Source organism: Kribbella sp. NPDC051952 (assembly GCF_040680855.1).
Classification (GTDB): Bacteria; Actinomycetota; Actinomycetes; order Propionibacteriales; family Kribbellaceae; genus Kribbella.
Genome location: NZ_JBFAXQ010000052.1, coordinates 1 through 17,824 on the forward strand (window position 1 = coordinate 1; position 17,824 = coordinate 17,824).

The 17,824-nt window shown below is 67.4% G+C and carries 16 protein-coding genes; 8 read left to right on the plus strand and 8 right to left on the minus strand.

The window, feature by feature from the left end; all coding sequences use genetic code 11:
- On the plus strand, positions 1 to 664 hold a 664-nt coding region (locus AB0L70_RS41240), incomplete at its 5' end, for a TOBE domain-containing protein (protein ID WP_363692394.1).
- 51 nt (positions 665 to 715) lie between these two features.
- Here AB0L70_RS41240 and AB0L70_RS41245 read toward each other — a convergent pair.
- On the minus strand, positions 716 to 1,693 hold the full coding sequence (locus tag AB0L70_RS41245; protein WP_363692395.1) for a glycosyltransferase family 2 protein: 978 nt from the start codon (positions 1,691 to 1,693) through the stop codon (positions 716 to 718).
- Between the two features lie 30 nt (positions 1,694 to 1,723).
- Here AB0L70_RS41245 and AB0L70_RS41250 point away from each other — a divergent pair, with 30 nt between their 5' ends.
- Positions 1,724 to 4,234: a YfhO family protein gene (locus AB0L70_RS41250; RefSeq protein WP_363692396.1), complete on the plus strand. Its 2,511-nt coding sequence runs from the start codon at positions 1,724 to 1,726 to the stop codon at positions 4,232 to 4,234.
- Here the strand turns inward: AB0L70_RS41250 and AB0L70_RS41255 are convergent.
- Both AB0L70_RS41255 and AB0L70_RS41260 read right to left on the minus strand, forming a co-directional pair.
- Positions 4,193 to 5,182 (minus strand): ABC transporter permease subunit, encoded by a 990-nt coding sequence (locus AB0L70_RS41255; RefSeq protein ID WP_363692397.1) that lies wholly within the window; start codon positions 5,180 to 5,182, stop codon positions 4,193 to 4,195. The genes AB0L70_RS41250 and AB0L70_RS41255 overlap by 42 nt on opposite strands.
- Positions 5,182 to 6,102 carry an ATP-binding cassette domain-containing protein gene (locus tag AB0L70_RS41260; protein ID WP_363692398.1) on the minus strand — a complete coding sequence of 307 codons (921 nt, stop codon included), beginning with the start codon at positions 6,100 to 6,102 and terminating at the stop codon, positions 5,182 to 5,184. Before AB0L70_RS41260 ends, AB0L70_RS41255 begins: the two co-directional genes overlap by 1 nt.
- A gap of 120 nt (positions 6,103 to 6,222) precedes the next feature.
- Between AB0L70_RS41260 and AB0L70_RS41265 the strand changes: the two genes are divergently transcribed.
- The 5 genes from AB0L70_RS41265 (at position 6,223) to AB0L70_RS41285 (ending at position 10,512) form a co-directional block, all read left to right on the plus strand.
- Complete coding sequence (locus AB0L70_RS41265) at positions 6,223 to 6,693, plus strand: nuclear transport factor 2 family protein (protein WP_363692399.1); 471 nt, start codon at positions 6,223 to 6,225, stop codon at positions 6,691 to 6,693.
- A gap of 129 nt (positions 6,694 to 6,822) precedes the next feature.
- The gene (locus AB0L70_RS41270) at positions 6,823 to 7,104 is read left to right on the plus strand and encodes a metal-sensitive transcriptional regulator (RefSeq protein ID WP_363692408.1); all 282 of its coding nucleotides are present in this window, start codon (positions 6,823 to 6,825) and stop codon (positions 7,102 to 7,104) included.
- Between the two features lie 24 nt (positions 7,105 to 7,128).
- Positions 7,129 to 7,347 carry a heavy-metal-associated domain-containing protein gene (locus AB0L70_RS41275; protein WP_363692400.1) on the plus strand — a complete coding sequence of 73 codons (219 nt, stop codon included), beginning with the start codon at positions 7,129 to 7,131 and terminating at the stop codon, positions 7,345 to 7,347.
- The gene (locus AB0L70_RS41280; RefSeq protein ID WP_363692401.1) at positions 7,344 to 8,300 is read left to right on the plus strand and encodes a hypothetical protein; all 957 of its coding nucleotides are present in this window, start codon (positions 7,344 to 7,346) and stop codon (positions 8,298 to 8,300) included. Before AB0L70_RS41275 ends, AB0L70_RS41280 begins: the two co-directional genes overlap by 4 nt.
- Positions 8,290 to 10,512: a heavy metal translocating P-type ATPase gene (locus tag AB0L70_RS41285; RefSeq protein WP_363692402.1), complete on the plus strand. Its 2,223-nt coding sequence runs from the start codon at positions 8,290 to 8,292 to the stop codon at positions 10,510 to 10,512. The genes AB0L70_RS41280 and AB0L70_RS41285 overlap by 11 nt, the downstream gene beginning before the upstream one ends.
- Here AB0L70_RS41285 and AB0L70_RS41290 read toward each other — a convergent pair.
- From AB0L70_RS41290 to AB0L70_RS41310, 5 genes are all read right to left on the minus strand, one after another.
- The gene (locus AB0L70_RS41290) at positions 10,505 to 12,052 is read right to left on the minus strand and encodes an alpha-amylase family glycosyl hydrolase (RefSeq protein WP_363692403.1); all 1,548 of its coding nucleotides are present in this window, start codon (positions 12,050 to 12,052) and stop codon (positions 10,505 to 10,507) included. The two genes, AB0L70_RS41285 and AB0L70_RS41290, sit on opposite strands and share 8 nt — an antisense overlap.
- Positions 12,053 to 12,061: 9 nt before the next feature.
- Positions 12,062 to 12,931, minus strand: coding sequence for a carbohydrate ABC transporter permease (locus AB0L70_RS41295; RefSeq protein WP_363692404.1), 870 nt, complete (start codon positions 12,929 to 12,931; stop codon positions 12,062 to 12,064).
- Positions 12,928 to 13,884, minus strand: coding sequence for a sugar ABC transporter permease (locus AB0L70_RS41300; RefSeq protein WP_363692405.1), 957 nt, complete (start codon positions 13,882 to 13,884; stop codon positions 12,928 to 12,930). The genes AB0L70_RS41295 and AB0L70_RS41300 overlap by 4 nt, the downstream gene beginning before the upstream one ends.
- Positions 13,884 to 15,254 (minus strand): extracellular solute-binding protein, encoded by a 1,371-nt coding sequence (locus tag AB0L70_RS41305; protein WP_363692406.1) that lies wholly within the window; start codon positions 15,252 to 15,254, stop codon positions 13,884 to 13,886. The genes AB0L70_RS41300 and AB0L70_RS41305 overlap by 1 nt, the downstream gene beginning before the upstream one ends.
- Positions 15,255 to 15,621: 367 nt before the next feature.
- Positions 15,622 to 16,614, minus strand: a complete 993-nt coding sequence (locus AB0L70_RS41310) for a LacI family DNA-binding transcriptional regulator (RefSeq protein ID WP_363692407.1) — start codon at positions 16,612 to 16,614, stop codon at positions 15,622 to 15,624.
- A 67-nt stretch (positions 16,615 to 16,681) separates the two neighbouring features.
- On the opposite strand from AB0L70_RS41310, the gene AB0L70_RS41315 reads away from it, so the two are divergent.
- A partial coding sequence (locus tag AB0L70_RS41315; protein WP_363692409.1) for a DUF4032 domain-containing protein occupies positions 16,682 to 17,824 on the plus strand: 1,143 nt, incomplete at its 3' end.

Sequence of the window (17,824 nt, forward strand, 5' to 3'; positions counted from 1 at the left end):
GCCACCCGGCGCTCGCCCGCGAGGCTCAGATCGCCTTGACGTTGCGCGTGGTCTGCGGACTGACGAGCCGCTGTCCAACCTCGACGCCAAGCTGCGCGTGCAGACGCGTACCCAGATCGCCGAGCTGCAGCAGCGTCTCGGTGTCACCACTGTGTACGTCACGCACGACCAGGTCGAGGCCATGACGATGGGCGACCGCGTCGCCGTGCTGAAGGACGGTCTGCTCCAGCAGGTCGACACCCCGCTGAACCTGTACGACGCCCCGAAGAACAAGTTCGTGGCCGGCTTCATCGGTTCGCCGGCGATGAACCTGCTCGAGGCCGACATCACCGAGAGCGGCGCCAAGGTCGGCGACTACGTGATCCCGATCGAGCGCTCGATCCTGGCCAAGGCCGGCAGCGACAAGACCCTCACGATCGGCGTTCGCCCGGAGGCCTTCAAGGTTTCCGACACCGGCCTGCCGGTGAAGATCGCCGTCGTCGAGGAGCTCGGCGCCGACGCGTACCTGTACGGGACCGCGGAGCACAACGACGAGCACCAGCAGATCGTTGCCCGGATCGACGCCCGGATGCCGGTCGAGAAGGGTTCGACCATCCGCCTCGCGGCGGTGCCGGAGAAGCTGCACCTGTTCAGCAGCTCCACCGAGGAGCGGCTGACCGCCTGATCTGTACAGCGAAGGCCCCGGGACGGCTCGTCCCGGGGCCTTCGTCTGTCTCTAGGTGACCCGGCGCCGGCGGCTCTGGGTGGCCGGGTGGTCGATCGGGTCGACGTTGCTCTGCTTGAGCAGGTAGTGCGGGCGCTGCTTGGTCTCGTAGTAGATCCGGCCGATGTACTCGCCGATCACCCCGAGCATCACCATCTGCAGCCCACCGAGCCCCGTGATCGCCGCGATCAAGGTGACGTACCCGGGCATCTCCACGCCGTTCAGGACCGCGACCGCGATGACCCAGACGGCGTACCCGGCGGCGACCGCGGTCAGCAGCAGGCCGACGTAGATCGCCATCCGCAACGGCTTGTTGTTGAACGAGAGCAGCCCGTCCAGCCCGTACTCGAGCAGCCGGCGGAACGTCCACCGGCTCTTCCGCCCGGTCTGCTTGACGTTCTCGTACTCGAACAGGATCGACTCGAACCCGATCCACGCGAACAGGCCCTTCGAGAACCGGTTGTACTCGCCGAGCTCCAGCAACCCGTCGACCGCCCGGCGGGACAGCATCCGGAAGTCACCGACCCCGTCCATCAGCTCGACGTCCGCCCACCGGTTGATCAGCCAGTAGTACGCCCGCGCGAACAGGGTCCGGGTCGCCGGGTCGCCGGTCCTGGTCCGACGGGCGATCACCTGGTCGAACCCGCGCTCGTACTGCTCGAGCATCCGGCCGACCAGCTCCGGCGGGTGCTGCAGGTCGGCGTCCATGATCACCACGGCGTCGCCGGTCGCGTACCGCAGGCCGGCCAGCATCGCGGCCTCCTTGCCGAAGTTCCGGCTGAAGGACAGGTACCGGACCGCTTCGTCGGAGGCGGCCAGCTCCACCAACGCGTCGAGTGTCCCGTCGGAACTGCCGTCGTCGACGTACACGATCTCGTAGGGTCGACCAGTCGCGGCCAGCTCCCGGCTGAGCGCCAGGTGGAACCGCGCGATCACCTCGACCTCGTTGTAACAGGGCACCACTAGGCTCAGGCGCAACGTTGTACTCATACGCACCACCCGGATGGAGAGAGGCGGCCCGTGGGTTCGGACGACAGCGCGGTACGACGGCGCTCGGCAGTGCTCCCGGCAGTCGTGGCCGGCCTGCTCGTGGCGGCGGTGTTCACCGCCTCCGGAATCATCCGCGGTACCTATCCCTTCGGTTCGCTCTCCCGCAGTACCAACGATCTTGGCACGCAGTACATCCCGTTCTTCGCCCATCTGTGGGACATCCTGCACGGCCGCGCACAGGGTGACCTGCTCTTCAACTGGCAGAGCGCCTTCGGTGTGGGCTTCCTGGCCGACATCGGCGTCGACCTCGGCAGCCCATTGTCCCTGCTGGTGGGTCTCTTCCCGCGCGACCAGATCGACCTCGCCGTCTACGTCATCACAGTCCTGAAGCTCAGCCTGGCGGCCGCCGCGATGGCGGTCCTACTCCTCAAGATGCATCCAGGACCCCGTTGGGTTGCGGCGACTTTGGCAGCGTCGTACGGCGTCTGCGGCTGGGCGATCGACGACGGGGCGTACGTGCCGATGTGGCTGGACGGCCTGATCGCGCTGCCGATGTTCTTCCTGGTGGCCGAGTGGTCACTGCGCCGGACCAACCGGCTGCTCAGTGTCCTGGTAGTCGCCGTGTTCTGGCTGTCCAACTTCTACACCGCCTACATGGCAACGATCGCGGGTGGGCTCTATCTGCTCGCGCGACTGCTGACCAGCGACCTCCGGGTGATGGGATCGCTGCGCGCTCTCGTGCGGCACGGGATCTCGTTCGTGCTCGGTATGGCTTTGGTAGCGCCCATCCTGCTCCCCGTTCTCACCGCCAACGACGTCGCAACGCCGTCACCGTCGGGTGTCTTCCGCGCCTCGCCGCTGGACATCTTCCTGTCCCGCCTGCTCCCGCTGTCCGAGGGCGTCGGCCGGACGGCGAGCCTGTACGTCGGGACCGTTGCCCTCCTGCTGGCCCTGACGATGCCATTCAACCGGTTCGTCCCCTGGCGGACCAAGCTGGTCTGGATCATCACGACCGCGGCGCTCGCGCTGTCGTTCCGCTGGGCGCCCACGCAGGAGATGTGGCACGGGTTCGACACCCCGAACGGGAGCCAGTACCGCGAGGCGTTCGTCCTGTGCGGTGTGGTCGTGGTCCTCGCCTGGCAGGCGGTCGCGCATCGCCTGCCGGGGCCGATCGCCTTGCTGTGCGGCGGTGCGCTGCTGGTGGTGATCGCCGTACTGTCCGACGGCAGTTCGTTGCTCACCGAGCACTGGATGAGCGTGCTGATCGGATCCGGGGCCGTGACTTTGGTTGTCTTCGGCACCATTTGGGGGATCCGGAGAATCCCGAAGGTCCGGCGGGCCAGATGGCCGGTTGCGGTGGCCTTCGGGATCCTGATGGTCGTCGTCGCGGTCGAGACCACGTGGACCGCGGTGGTCACCGACGAGCAGCGGGCGAAGGTGCTCGGCGCGTCGGCGGCACCATGGGACGACAAACAAACCCAACGCGCCAACACGATCCGGGACGCCGGCGGCTGGCCGCGGTACCGGGCCGACCCGGGTACGTCGGTGACGCCGAACGATCCGATGCTGCTCGGCGGTCAGGGCGCCGGGTTCTACAGCAGCCTGCTCCCGAAGTCCCTGAACGAGACGCTGACCGGGCTCGGCTTCGGCTGGGCCGGGTACGGCCGCGCGTCGCACGACCTGGACAACCCGGTGACCGACGCGATCTTCTCGATCGGGGCGCACCTGGAGCCCGGTCCTGGTGGCCCGAAGGTCACGAAATTCAACGTCCCGCCGCTGGTCACCGTCCGGCGTCGCCTCGGCGCGACGGCCGCATCCAATCCGTACGACGCGCAGGACCGGCTGCTCGGGACCGACGTGTACGAGGTGCCGGAGTACAAGGGCACGCGCTTCGAGACCGGCGACGTGAAGCTGGTCTCCAAGTGCGCGCCCGGGTCGATCGCGTTCCTGTACATGCGCCGCGTGGGCGGCCGGGTGCGGCTGACCGGAGGTGAGTGGCGGGAGCTGTCCGCGACCCGCCGGCCGGGGATCAACACGAGCAGCGCGATGGTTCAGCTGGGGGTCGTACCCAAGGACGGCGTCGTGCTGATGGAGATCAACTTCGGCGAGGCTCCGCAGGGCATCCCGCCGACCGGAGCGATCGGTTGCCTCGATCAACAAGCGCTCGCGAGGACGATCCGGCGGCTCACGGCGAGCGGAGCGACCGACGTGGAGGTCGGCGGCCACTCGATCAGCGCGACCCTCCCGAAGGGCAGCACCGGGTACGCCGTGGTCGCAGCGCCGAAGGTGGACGGCTGGAAGTGTTCGGCCGGGGACGGGAAGGCGCGGACCCCACGCGATTACGGCGGTCTGATCGCCGTACCCCTGACCGAGAACGCGGACCGGATCGACTGCACGTTCACGCCGCCAGGGCTGCGCCGCGGTCTTGCGATCGGCGCAGCCTCTGCCCTGCTCACCCTCGGGATCGTGCTGTTCGGCTGGGGCTGGCGACGGCGACGCTCAGCTAACGTCCCGGCGGTGGAACACAGCGCCGCCGAGTAGGAGCAGGACGACGGCGAGGATGCCCAGGTACCAGGCGCCGTGCTCGAAGGTGAGCGTCTTCTCGATGCTGTTGCACAGGTATCCGCCGTCGCTGCTCGACGCGCACTGATTGACGTAGTACGTCGTGTCGTGCCGCACGAACGCGTCGAAGTTCAGCTTGATCAGCCACGGCTGCACCTTGACGAGCAGGTTGCCGAAGATCGCCTCGACGAGCACCAGGTACCCCATCGCCACCCCGAGCGCGGCCGCGGTGTGCCGCAGCAGCAACCCGGCGACGCCGCCCAGCGCCGCACCAAGAGCGGTCAGCACGACCGCCCGGCCGGCGGTCGCGGCGAGATCGCCCCACACCTTGCCGGTCGTCGTGGCGGTGTTGCCGAGCTGGTCGATGATCAGGTAGCTGCCAAGCATCGCCACTGTGAAGACCACCAGCGCCACCGGCAACAGACCGATCGCGGCCGCCAACAGCTTGCTGCCGTACACCCGGAGCCGACGTGGTTCGAAGGTCAGCCAGTTGCCGATGGCACCCGTACTGAACTCGGCGGCGAGGAAGCTCGCGCCCAGTACGAACGCAGCGAACAGCAGCAGGTACGACAGACCGAGCAGCTGCTGGGGCATCACCTCGGCATAGACCTGCTGCGGCCGTCCGAACTCCTCCAGCTTCGGCTCAGGATAGGCGCACATATCCTCCACTTTGGGCTTCGGGTCAGGCTGCTTGACCCAGTCCGCCTTGCACTGGGCCTCGTTCGTGACGTGGTTGCTCACCCATTCCCGGTGCGCGAACTCGTACTGCTGCTGGGCCGCACGCTGCTCCGACTCCGACGCCGGCCGCGCCTCCAGCCAGGTGGCGAACATGAGCAGCGCCGTGATCAGGAACAGGCCGGACACACCGACCTTGATCATCCGGCGGGCGAAGAGCCGGCGCAGCTCGACCTTGGTGAGACGCAGCATCAGATCGTCTCCCCGGCCGTCAGTTCGAGGAAGACCGACTCGAGGTCGGCCCGGACCGGGACCAGCTCGGACACGTACAACTCCTGGTGGGCGAGGCGGCGGGTCACGTCAGCGGGGTGCTCGGCACCGTCCACGAGCAGGTAGTTGCCATCGGCCCGCACCGTCATCCCGGCGGCGGTCAGGATCCGGGTCGCGGCCTCATGGTTGTCCACCGCAACCTTCACGGTGGTCGACGTACCGCCGCCGATCACGTCGCCGACCGGGCCGGAGGCAAGCAGGCGGCCGTGGCCGATGATCGAGACCGTGTCGGCGACCTGCTCGACCTCGGCCAGGATGTGGCTGCTGACCAGGACGGTCTTGCCCTCGTCACCCAGCGACCGCATGGTCTCGCGGATCTCCCGGATACCGGCCGGGTCGAGGCCGTTGGTCGGCTCGTCGAAGATCAGCAGGTCCGGGTCCTTCAGCAGCGTGGCCGCGATCGCCAGCCGCTGCTTCATCCCGAGCGAGTACGCACGGAACCGGTCGTCACCACGCTCGCCGAGGGAGGCCTGCTCGAGCACCTCACCCACTCGCGTCCGTGGCGCGCCGATCGCCTCGGCCAGCAGCTCGAGGTTCTTCCGGCCGGTGAACGCGGGGAAGAACTTCGGCGACTCGACGATCGCGCCGACCCGGCCGACCACCTCCGGCAGTTGGGCCGGCACCGGCTTCCCGAACACCGTCATCGTCCCGGCGTCGGCCCGGACCAGACCGAGCAGCATCCGGATCGAGGTGGTCTTGCCGGACCCGTTCGGCCCGAGGAATCCGTGCACTCCCCCGGCCGGGACCTCCATGTCGAGCCCTTGGACCGCGACGACCTTCCGGCCTCGGCGGGTTCGGTACGTCTTGCGGAGTCCGCGCGTACTGATGGCCGCTTCCGGCATCAGCGCCCCCTCTCGTCAGTGAGCAGACGCACAGGGTGACAGGTTTGTTGCCTGATCGCATTTCCGGGGTAGCCGGTCCAAGATTGAACGAATATCGTCAGCAATCCGAAGGAGCTGGTTGTGAACACACGCCCGCCACTGCCCCCGTTCACCCGGGAGACGGCGATCCAGAAGGTCCGCGCCGCGGAGAACGCCTGGAACAACCAGAACCCGGAGGCGGTCTCGCTGGCCTACACGCCGGACACGTACTGGCGGAACCGGGACGTCTTCGTCACCGGCCGCGCCGAGGTGGTCGAGTTCCTGACCCAGAAGTGGGCGCGCGAGCTGGACTACCGGCTGATCAAGGAGCTGTGGGCGTTCACCGGCGATCGCATCGCCGTGCGGTTCGTGTACGAGTGCCACGACGCGGCCGGCCAGTGGTACCGCTCGCACGGCAACGAGAACTGGGAGTTCGACGAGAACGGGCTGATGCGGGTACGACGCGCCAGCATCAACGACCAGGTGATCGCCGACTCCGACCGCCTCTTCCACTGGGACGCGCCGGGCCCGCGTCCGGACGACCACCCCGGGCTCACCGAACTGGGACTCTGATCACATTCCCCAAATACCCCCTCTAGGTATCGTCGCAGGACTTGCACTCGATACCCGGAGGGGGTACTTTCATGCTGTCGACAATACCCCCGAGGGGTAGCTGAGGAGCTCGAAATGACCGACGACCACGTGCACGGGTACACCGCTGAGAAGGCCAGCCACCTGAAGCGGCTGCGGCGGATCGAGGGCCAGATCCGCGGTCTGCAGCGGATGGTCGAGGAGGACAAGTACTGCATCGACATCCTGACCCAGGTGTCGGCCGCCACCAAGGCACTGCAGTCGTTCTCGCTGGAGTTGCTCGACGAGCACCTCTCGCACTGCGTGGTCGAGGCCGCGCAGAAGGGTGGCGCCGAGGCCGAGGAGAAGGTTCGCGAGGCCTCCGACGCGATCGCCCGCCTGGTTCGCAGCTGAAGACATCTTCCAAGGAGCATCGATATGACCACCACCACGTACTCCGTCGCCGGCATGACCTGCGCGCACTGCACGTCGGCCGTGACCGAGGAGCTGACCAAGCTCTCCGGTGTCACCGACGTGATCATCGACCTGAACGCCGGCGGCACCTCCGCCGTGCACGTGACCAGTGCATCCGCTCTCGACGAGTCCGCCGTACGCGACGCCGTCGACGAGGCGGGATACGAACTGGCGGCGTCGTGAACCGGGCCGCCGCGCTCCGGCTCGGCGCGTTCGCCGGTGCGCTCGTGCTCGCCTTCGCGGCGGCGTACGGCCTCGGCTCCGCGGTCGACCCGATCGCGGCGGCCGAGCCCGCCACCGCTCCGGCGCATGGCCAAGACGAGATGGGGATGGGCGAGATGAAGCACGACGCGAGTGGGCAGCTGCCCGGTCTCGCGGTCTCCGACGCCGGCTACACGCTCAGCCCGGCGACGACGTTCTTCCGGTCCGGCGCCAAGACCGAGTTGCGGTTCACGATCCAGGGACCCGACGGCAAGCCGGTCACGCAGTACACCAAGACCCACGAGAAGGACCTGCACCTGATCGTCGTACGGCGGGACCTGTCCGGGTTCCACCACGTGCACCCGACGCGGGACGCGAGTGGGACGTGGAGCATTCCGTTCACCTTTACAGCCGGTGGGACCTGGCGTCTGTACGCCGACTTCCAGCCCGCCGGCCTCGATCGGAACATCACGCTCGGCACCGACGTGAACGTGTCCGGCCTCTACATCCCGGTCCCCCTGGCCGACCCCGCGAGCATCTACAGCTTCCACGGGTACGACGTGACGCTCGAAGGCAACCCGGTCGCCGGGAAGGAATCCGAGCTGACGTTCCGGGTCAACCGCGGCGGCAAGCCGGTGACCGACCTGGAGCCGTACCTCGGCGCCTTCGGACACCTGGTCTCGTTGCGCAGCGGCGATCTCGCCTACCTGCACAACCACCCGGCCCAGCACGCCGACCCCGGGACGAAGGGCGGACCGGCGATCACCTTCGGGACGACGTTCCCGACCGCCGGCACCTACAGCCTGTTCCTGGACTTCCAGCACGCGGGTGCGGTGCACACCGCCGAGTTCACGGTCCACGTGGACTCCGACGGAACCACGATCGTCCCGCCGACCGCCCTACCGAGTGAGGAGACGACTCCCCATGGCCACTGAGAGTTCCGTCGAACTCATCATCGGCGGCATGACATGTGCTTCCTGCGCTGCCCGCGTGGAGAAGAAGCTGAACCGGATGGACGGAGTGACGGCCACCGTCAACTACGCCACCGAAAAGGCCAAGGTCACCTATGCGGGCGACATCACCACCGACGACCTGGTCGCAACCGTCGAGAAGACCGGCTACACCGCCGCACTCCCGTCGCCGGCCGTCGCCGAGGTTCCCGAAGAGCTGGATGAGCTGAAGCCCCTGCGGGAGCGGCTGATCGCGAGCATCGTGCTGACTGTCCCGGTGGTCGCGTTCGGGATGATCCCGGCGCTGCAGTTCGACTTCTGGCAGTGGGCGTCGCTGACGCTGGCTTTCCCGGTGGTGACCTGGGCGGCCTGGCCGTTCCACAAGGCCGCCTGGACGAACCTGCGGCACGCGGCCACCACGATGGACACATTGATCTCGCTGGGCATCGTGAGCTCGTTCCTGTGGTCGCTCTACGCATTGTTCCTCGGTGATGCGGGCACGCCGGGCATGAAGATGCCGTTCACGCTGATCCCGTCCCGCGGCACCGGCGCGGAGGAGATCTACCTCGAGGTGGCGACCGCCGTCACCGTCTTCATCCTGGCCGGCCGCTACTTCGAGGCTCGCGCCAAGCGCCGGTCAGGTGCCGCACTGCGGGCCCTGCTGGAGCTGGGCGCCAAGGATGTCGCCGTACTGCGGAACGGGTCCGAGACCCGGATCCCGGCCGACCAGCTGGTCGTGGACGAGGAGTTCGTGGTTCGGCCGGGCGAGAAGATCGCGACCGACGGTGTGATCGTGACGGGCAGCAGCGCGATCGACGCGTCGATGCTGACCGGCGAGTCCGTCCCGGTCGAGGTCGGTCCGGGTGACGCGGTCGTCGGCGCGACCGTGAACGCCGGCGGTCGACTCATCGTTCGGGCGACCCGGGTCGGTGCGGATACGCAGTTGTCCCAGATGGCCCGGCTGGTCGAGGACGCGCAGAACGGGAAGGCCGAGGTTCAACGGCTGGCCGACCGGGTGTCGGGGTTCTTCGTGCCGATCGTGATCGGGCTGGCCCTTGTCACCCTGGGCTTCTGGCTCGGCAACGGTTCGCCGGTGGAGATCGCGTTCACTGCGGCTGTCGCCGTACTGATTATCGCCTGCCCTTGTGCGCTGGGGCTGGCCACGCCGACCGCGTTGATGGTCGGCACCGGGCGGGGTGCGCAGTTGGGCATCCTGATCAAGGGGCCGGAGGTGCTGGAGTCCACGCGCCGGGTCGACACCGTCGTACTCGACAAGACGGGGACTGTGACCACGGGCCGGATGGAGTTGGTCGACGTACTGCTGGCTCCTGGGCAGGACCGGGCTTCGGTGCTGCGGCTGGCCGGGGCGTTGGAGGACTCGAGCGAGCACCCGATCGCGCAGGCGGTCGCCCGGGCCGCGACTTCGGAGGTCGGTCGACTGCCTGAGGTCGAGGACTTCGGGAACGTGGAAGGCCTTGGGGTGCAGGGGATCGTCGACGGTCACGCCGTACTGGTCGGCCGGACGCGGTTGCTGGAGGAGTGGAGCCAGCACCTGCCGGAGGAGCTCGCGCACGCGAAGGAGCATGCCGAGGCCGAGGGCAGTACGGCGGTTGCCGTCGGTTGGGACGGACAAGCGCGGGCTGTGCTGGTCGTCGCGGACACGGTCAAGCCGACGTCCGTCGAGGCCATCCGTCAGCTGCGTGAGTTGGGTCTGCGGCCGGTGCTGCTGACCGGGGACAACGAAGCTGTTGCTTTGAAGGTTGCCGGCGAGGTTGGCATCGACGAGGTGATCGCCGAGGTTCTGCCGGCCGGCAAGGTCGATGCGATCAAGAAGCTGCAGGACGAAGGGCGCGTGGTCGCGATGGTCGGCGACGGTGTCAATGACGCGGCCGCCCTGGCCCAGGCCGACCTCGGCCTGAGCATGGGCACCGGGACCGACGTGGCGATCGAGGCAAGTGACCTCACGCTGGTCCGCGGCGACCTGCGCGCCGCCGCGGACGCCATCCGGCTGTCCCGCCGGACGCTCCGCACGATCAAGGGCAACCTGTTCTGGGCCTTCGCCTACAACGTGGCTGCGCTGCCATTGGCCGCCGCCGGCCTGCTCAATCCCATGCTGGCCGGCGCGGCGATGGCCTTCAGCTCCGTCTTCGTCGTCTCGAACAGCCTGCGGCTACGGCGCTTCCGCGCCCTCACCTGATCCAGGCTGTGCTGTCGCTCGCGAGGCTGCCGTCGTCGAGTGGGGTGCTGGTCAACAGCACCTCCTCGTGCGGCGGCAGTTCGACGGACTCCGGGGTCAGGTTGGTGATGCAGGTCAGGTTGTTCCGCCTGAACGCGAGAACACCCGGCTGGGAGTCGAGCCAGGTCAGAGTTCCGTCGCCGAGATAGGTACGGCGGAGTCTCAGGCCGGTCCGGTACAGCGTGAGCATCGAGTTCTGGTCGTCGGACTGGGACTCGGCGGTGAGGTTCTTCCAGTCGGCCGGTTGGGGCAACCACGGCGTACCCGTGCCGGTGTTGAAGCCGAACGGTGGCTCCTTGCCGGACCACGGTAGGGGCACCCGGCAACCATCACGGCCGCGGTCGGTGCCTCCCGACCGGGTGAAGATCGGATCCTGGCGCAGGTCGTCGGGAAGGTCCTCGACCTCCGGGAGGCCGAGCTCCTCGCCCTGGTAGACGTACAGACCGCCGGGGAGTGCCATCGCGAGCAGGGCGGCGGCCCGGGCCCGGCGTTCGCCGAGGACAAGGTCGGTGTGCATGCCGTGCTTACGGTCCTGGTGTGAGAACGACGTGTCCGGGCGACCGTACTTCGTCACCGGGCGGGTGACGTCGTGGTTCGACAGCACCCAGGTCGGCGGGGCGCCGATCGGGACGTGCGTCGACAGGGTCAGGTCGATGGACGCCTTCAACTCGTCGGCTTCCCACGGGCGGGAGAGGAAGTCGAAGTTGAAGGCGGTGTGCATCTCGTCCGGCCGCAGGTACAGCGCGAACCGTTCCTGGTCCGGCATCCACATCTCGCCGACGAGGAAGCGTCCGTCGTACGAATCGGTGATCTGCCGCCAACCGCGGTAGACCTCGTGCACCTCGTCGTGGTCGGTGTACGACTCCTCCACGCTGTCCAGGTCCTTGAACAGTACGGCGGCACTGTCGATGCGGATCCCGTCGACGCCACGGTCCAGCCAGAACCGCAGGATGTCGTGGAACTCCTCGACCACCTCTGGGTTACGCCAGTTGAAGTCGGGCTGCTCGGGGGCGAACAGGTGCAGGTACCACTCGCCGTCCTCGACCTGGGTCCAGGCGGGTCCGTTGAAGATCGACTGCCAGTCGTTCGGTGGTTGATCACCACGGCCGGGCCTGAAGAGGAAGCGGTCCCGTTCGGGTGAGCCGGGGCCGGCCTGCAGGGCCTGGACGAACCAGTCCTGCTGGTCGGAGCCGTGGTTCGGGACGATGTCGATGATCGTGCGGATGTTCAGCGCGTGCGCCTCCGCGATGTACGCCTCGGCCTCGGCCAGGGTGCCGAACGCCGGGTCGATCGCGCGGTAGTCGGCCACGTCGTACCCACCGTCGGCCATCGGCGACGGATACCACGGGTTCAGCCAGATCGCGTCCACCCCGAGCTCGGCCAGATACGGCAACCGCTCCCGCAGCCCGGCCAGATCCCCGATCCCATCACCGTCGCCATCGGCAAAGCTCCGCAGATAGACCTGGTAGATAGCAGCTCCCCGCCACCATTCGTCGGCCATCGATTCTCCTTAACCTTTCAGACTTCCGGCTGTGAGGCCCGCCATGATGCTTCTCTGGAACACGAAGAAAACAAGGATTGTGGGCAGACTCGCGATCACCAGCGACGCGATCAGCACGTTCTGCGGCATCTGCGCGGACAGCGACGCGATGCCGACACTGATCGACATCTTGTCGGTCTCCGGCAGCACCAGCAGCGGCCAGACGAAGTCCTTCCACACCGTCACCACGGACAGGATCGACACCACGCCGAGGATCGGCCGCGACACCGGCAGGACGATCGACCACAGGATCCGCAGCGGCGACGCGCCATCGATCTCCGCCGCCTCGAGCAACTCCCGCGGGATCGAGTCGAAGAACCGCTTGAGCAGGAACACGAAGAACCCGTTGGCTGCCGCCGGCAACCAAATCGCCCACGGCGTGTTCAGCAGACTCCAGTGGAAGATCGGCAGATCCTTCGCCACCAGGTACGTCGGCAGCAGCAGCACCATCGGCGGGATCATCAACGTCGCGAGCATCGCGCCGAGGATCAGCTTCCCGAAGAACGGCCGCAGCTTCGACAACGCGTACGCCGCAGTCACGTCGACCGCGAGTGTGAACAGCCACCCGCCCCCGGCGTACAAGGCGGTGTTCTTCAGAAAGACGCCAAGTTGGAGCTGTTCCCACGCATCCTTGTAGACGCCGAAGTCGTAGTCCTTCGGGAAGAAGCTCGGCGGGATCTGTGCCAGCTCGTCGGGTGACTTGAGCGCGCCGGTCACCATCCAGTACAGCGGGAACACGAAGGCACCGGTGAATCCGACCACCACGACGACGAGGATCGTCCAGTAGATCACCCGGCCCATCGGGGTCCGCAGCGTGAGGGGTGAGACGAGGGTTCTCATCGGGCATCCTCCTCGCGGGACACGCGCAGGTAGATCGTGGAGAACACCAGCAGTACGACCATCAGCATCAGGCCGAGCGCGCTACCACCACCGAAGTCGCCGAAGTTGAAGGCGTACTGGTACATCAGGTAGGCGACCGTGACGGTCGCGTTCTCCGGGCCACCACCGGTGAGCAGGTACGGCTCGATGAACACCTGCATGGTCGCGACGATCTGCAGGAGCAGCATCACCAGCAGGATCAGCTTGGTCTGCGGGATCGTCACATGCCAGACCCGCCGGAACAGACCGGCCCCGTCGAGCTCGGCCGACTCGTAGAGATCGCCGGGGATGCTCTGGAGCGCGGCGAGGTAGATGAGAGTGCCGGTGCCGAGGTTCATCCAGGTCGACACGAGCACGAGGCTCACCAGCGCCGTACTCGTGGAGTCCAGCCAACTCAACGGCGGGATATGGAACACGTCGAGGATCTGGTTGAAGAGACCCGAGCCCGGGTCGTAGAACCACTTGAACAGCAGTACGGCGACCGCCGGCGGGAGCATCACCGGGAGGTAGACCACGAACCTGAGGTACGCCTTCGCGTGCTTCAGCTCGTTGAGTACGACGGCCAGCACGAACGGGACGGCGTACCCGATCACCAGCGCCAGCGCACTGAACGCCGCCGTGTTCAACCAGGCGGACCGGAACGCCGGGTCCTCGATCACCGTCCGGAAGTTGTCGAACCCGACCCACTTCCCCGGATCCACGAAGTTGTTCTCCTGGAAGCTGAGGACGACCTCACGCACCATCGGATACCAGGAGAACAACGCAAAACAGATCAGTGCACCACAGAGAAATCCGTACGCCGTGAGGTTGCGGCCGAACGCCCGCCGCAGCGCACCGCGGTGGTCCTCGTCTGGTCGCGGGTCCGCCGCCCCCATCGACCGGGGGCGGCGTACCTGCTGTTCAGTTACAGCCATCACGTGTTCTTAGCGAGGATCTTGTTGGCCTTGGATTCCGCGTCGCTGAGGAGTTTGTCGATGTCGGCGTCCTTGCGGGTCAGGACCGCGGACATCGCGACGTCCAGGACGGCGTACAGCTCCTGGGCCTTCGGCGGTTCGAGCTTGTTGGTGATGCTCGACTGCGCGTCGACGTACGGCGTGAAGTGGTCGACCGGGACCGTCGCGTACTGCTTGCGAAGGGCAACGATCTCTTTACCGGGCGCGGAGTCGCCGTACAGGTCCGGGATCGGCAGGCCGACCGGCCGGCCCTGCTCCTTCGAGCGGGCGTAGTTGAACTGGCCCTGTGCCGGCGTCAGCTCGTGGAACTCGAGCCAGGCCAGCCCGGCCTTGATCTTCTCCGGCGTCGCCTTCGGGTTGAACATGTAGCCGTCGCCACCACTCAGCGACGCCTTCCCCTCGGACTCCGGTACGGCGGTCACGCCGTAGTCCTCGAACTTGCCCTGGAAGTCGTTGTTCACCGACTGCACGACATCGGGCGCACCGATCATCATGCCGAGCTTGCCGCCACCCATCATCCGCATCAGGTCCTCCCACTGGAGGAGCTGCTTGCTGCCCATCGAGTTGTCGTCCCAGCGCATCTTCTTCAGGTTCTCCAGCACCGCCTTGCCCTCGGCACTGTTGAACGCGGCGGTCTTGCCGTCGTCGCTGACCATCGACCCACCCCGGGCGTAGAGCGAGGCGGCGAAGTGCCACCCACCCGTGTTGCCCGCGGAGTACTCGCCGTACCCGACGTACCCGGCGCCGAGCGCCGCGATCTTCTTCGCGGCCTCCTGCACCTCGGACCACGTCTTCGGCGGGCTGTCCGGGTTCAGGCCGGCCTGGGTGAAGAGCTTGCGGTTGTAGACCAGGCCCATGTTGTAGTTGTTGCGCGGCAGGCCGTAGCTCTTGTCGCCGTCCTTGAACACGCCCATCACGTCGGGCCGCAGATCCTTGACCGCCTTGACGTCACCGACGTACTGGCTGATGTCGGCGGCCTGCTTGGCCTTGATGATCTTCTGGACGTCGGTGTAGTAGACGTAGAAGACGTCCTCCTGTGACCCGCCGGCCAGCTTGGCCTGGAACGTGTCCGGGTTGATGCACGGGAACGCGTCCTTGCTCTGGATCGTGATGTTCGGGTGCAGCTTCTGGAAAGCCGCCACATCCGCGTCCCACGCTGTCCGTTCCTTCGGGTTGCTCTTCGGCGGCTGACAGCCCACCGTGATCGTCACCGGCCCGTCCGCCGATCCTTCGGCGGCCGGTTTGGTCTCGTCCCCCGATCCGCAGGACGCGGCCACCAGCCCGAGTCCCATCACCAGCACCAGGCTGAGCCCGCGGCGCGTTGTCCTCATCGATCCACCCTCTCCCTTGAACCTTGCGCACACCGTAGGCAACCCGACAGTCGAGCGCAATAGTTGGATTGAGGATTGCAAAATCGTGACTTTCAATGGGGAGGTCGCCGTACGCACGGATCACACCAGGCCTCCTCACCACCGCCGATCACCTCCCCACCCGCCCAACACACGAGCGGATATCCCCTCGAGATGTGGGTTCTCTGCTGGTGTGCCAGGGGAGAACCCACACGCCGAGGGGATATCCGCTCGTGTTGCGCAGGCGCTGCGGAGCCGGAAGGCGGGGGCTAGGGCCGGAGGGCGGGGGCTGGCGGGGCGGGGGCTGGGGCCGGAGGGCAGGGGCCGGTGGGCGGGGGCGGGGCGGGGGTCAGATGCGGGCGCGGGCGGTGGAGGCTCGGACGACGAGTTCGGGCTCGAAGAGGAGTTCGTCGGCGGGGACGGCGGCGCGCTCGATCAGGGCGACCAGCATGTCCACGGCGGCCCGGCCCATGGCGTCGATGGGCTGGCGGACGGTGGTGAGAGGCGGGTCGGTGCAGTTCATCATCGCGGAGTCGTCGTACCCGATCACCGAGACCTCGTCCGGGACCGACAGGCCGGCCCGGCGAACCGCCCGGATCGCACCGAGGGCGAGGATGTCGCTGGCGCAGACGATGCCGGTGACGCCGTTCTTGACCAGCCGGGTGGCGGCCGCGTGTCCACCCTCGAGCGAGAACATGGTGTGCTCGACGAGGTCCGGATCCGCCTCCTCCGAGGCCAGGAACGCGTCCAGCTTGCGCCGCGACGGGATGTGGTCGCGCGGCCCGAGCACCATCCCGATCCGGCGGTGACCGAGGGCGCGGAGGTGACCGATCGCCATCTCCGCGGCGACGACGTCGTCCGACGACACCTGCGGGAAGCCGAGATGATCGACCGCCGCGTTCACCAGTACGGTCGGCAGCTTCCGCTCCTGGATCAGCTCGTAGTGCTGATGCGGCGCATCCGCCTGTGCGTAGAACCCGCCGGCGAACACCACCCCGGACACCTGCTGCTGCAGGAGCAGGTCCACGTAGTCGGCCTCGGACACCCCACCGACCGTCCGGGTGCAGAGCAAGGACGTGAAACCTTGCTGCGCCAGCGCACCACCCACCACCTCGGCGAACGCCGGGAAGATCGGGTTCTGCAACTCCGGCAGCACCAGTCCGACCAGCCGCGCGCGATCACCGCGCAGCTGCGTGGGACGTTCGTACCCAAGTACGTCGAGCGCGGTGAGCACCGCTTCACGGGTCGCCTCGGACACCCCGGGCTTGCCGTTCAGCACCCGGCTCACCGTGGCCTCACTGACCCCGACCTTCTTGGCCACCTCAGCAAGTCGTCGCGTCATGACGCAAACTCTACGCCTGTTCACGCAAGAATTTGCAACCATTTGCGTACGTCGCTGAAGTCTCAGGATTCCTGCAAGACTGGTGTTCGTGCCCCGATTCGTCGCCACCCGCCCGGACACCGGTCTGCTGTCGCTTCCGTGGGATGTGCCGCTGGAGGACTGGCCCGAGGACCAGCTGGTCGCGCTGCCGCGCGGTATCTCGCGGCACGTGGTCCGGTTCGTCCGGGTCAACGGCACTGTGTACGCGATCAAGGAGGTGCTCGAGCACCTCGCCATGCACGAGTACCGGCTGCTGCGCGACCTCGAGCGGCTGGAGTCCCCCTCGGTCGAACCCGTCGGCGTGATCACCGACCGGCTGGACCGCAACGGCGAGCCGATCGACTCGATCCTGATCACCCGGCACCTGCAGTTCTCGCTGCCGTACCGGGCGCTGTTCTCCAGCACGCTCCGGCCGGACACGGTCAACCGGCTGATCGACGCCCTGGTCGCGTTGATCGTCCGGCTGCACCTGCTTGGGTTCTTCTGGGGTGACTGCTCGCTGTCGAACACGCTGTTCCGACGCGATGCCGGCGCGTTCGCGGCGTACCTGGTGGATGCCGAGACCGGCGAGCTGCACCAGGACATCTCCGACGGGCAGCGCGCGCACGACCTCTACACCGCCGAGATCAACCTGTTCGGCGAGCTGCTCGACCTGCAGGAGGGCGGCCTGCTCGACCCGGACATCGACCCGCAGGAGACGGTCCAGTCGATCAACGACCGGTACGACGCGCTGTGGGCCGAGCTGACCGCCCCCGAGGAGTTCGCCACCGACGAGATACACCGGCTGGACTCGCGGATCCGGCGGCTGAACGAGCTCGGCTTCGACGTCGCCGAGATCGACATCATCACCGACTGGGACGGCAGCCAGGTCCGGATCCAGCCGAAGGTCGTGGACGCCGGCCACCACTCCCGCCGGCTGCTGCGGCTGACCGGCCTGGACGTCGAGGAGAACCAGGCCCGCCGGCTGCTCAACGACCTCGACTCGTTCGCCGCGGCCACCGACCAGCAGAACGAGGACGAGGAGATCGTCGCCCACCAGTGGCTGACCGAGGTCTTCGAACCCGTCGTCCGCTCGGTCCCCCGCGACCTGAAGCGCAAGCTCGAGCCCGCCGAGGTCTTCCACGAGGTGCTCGAGCACCGCTGGTTCCTGTCCGAGCAGGCCGGCCACGAG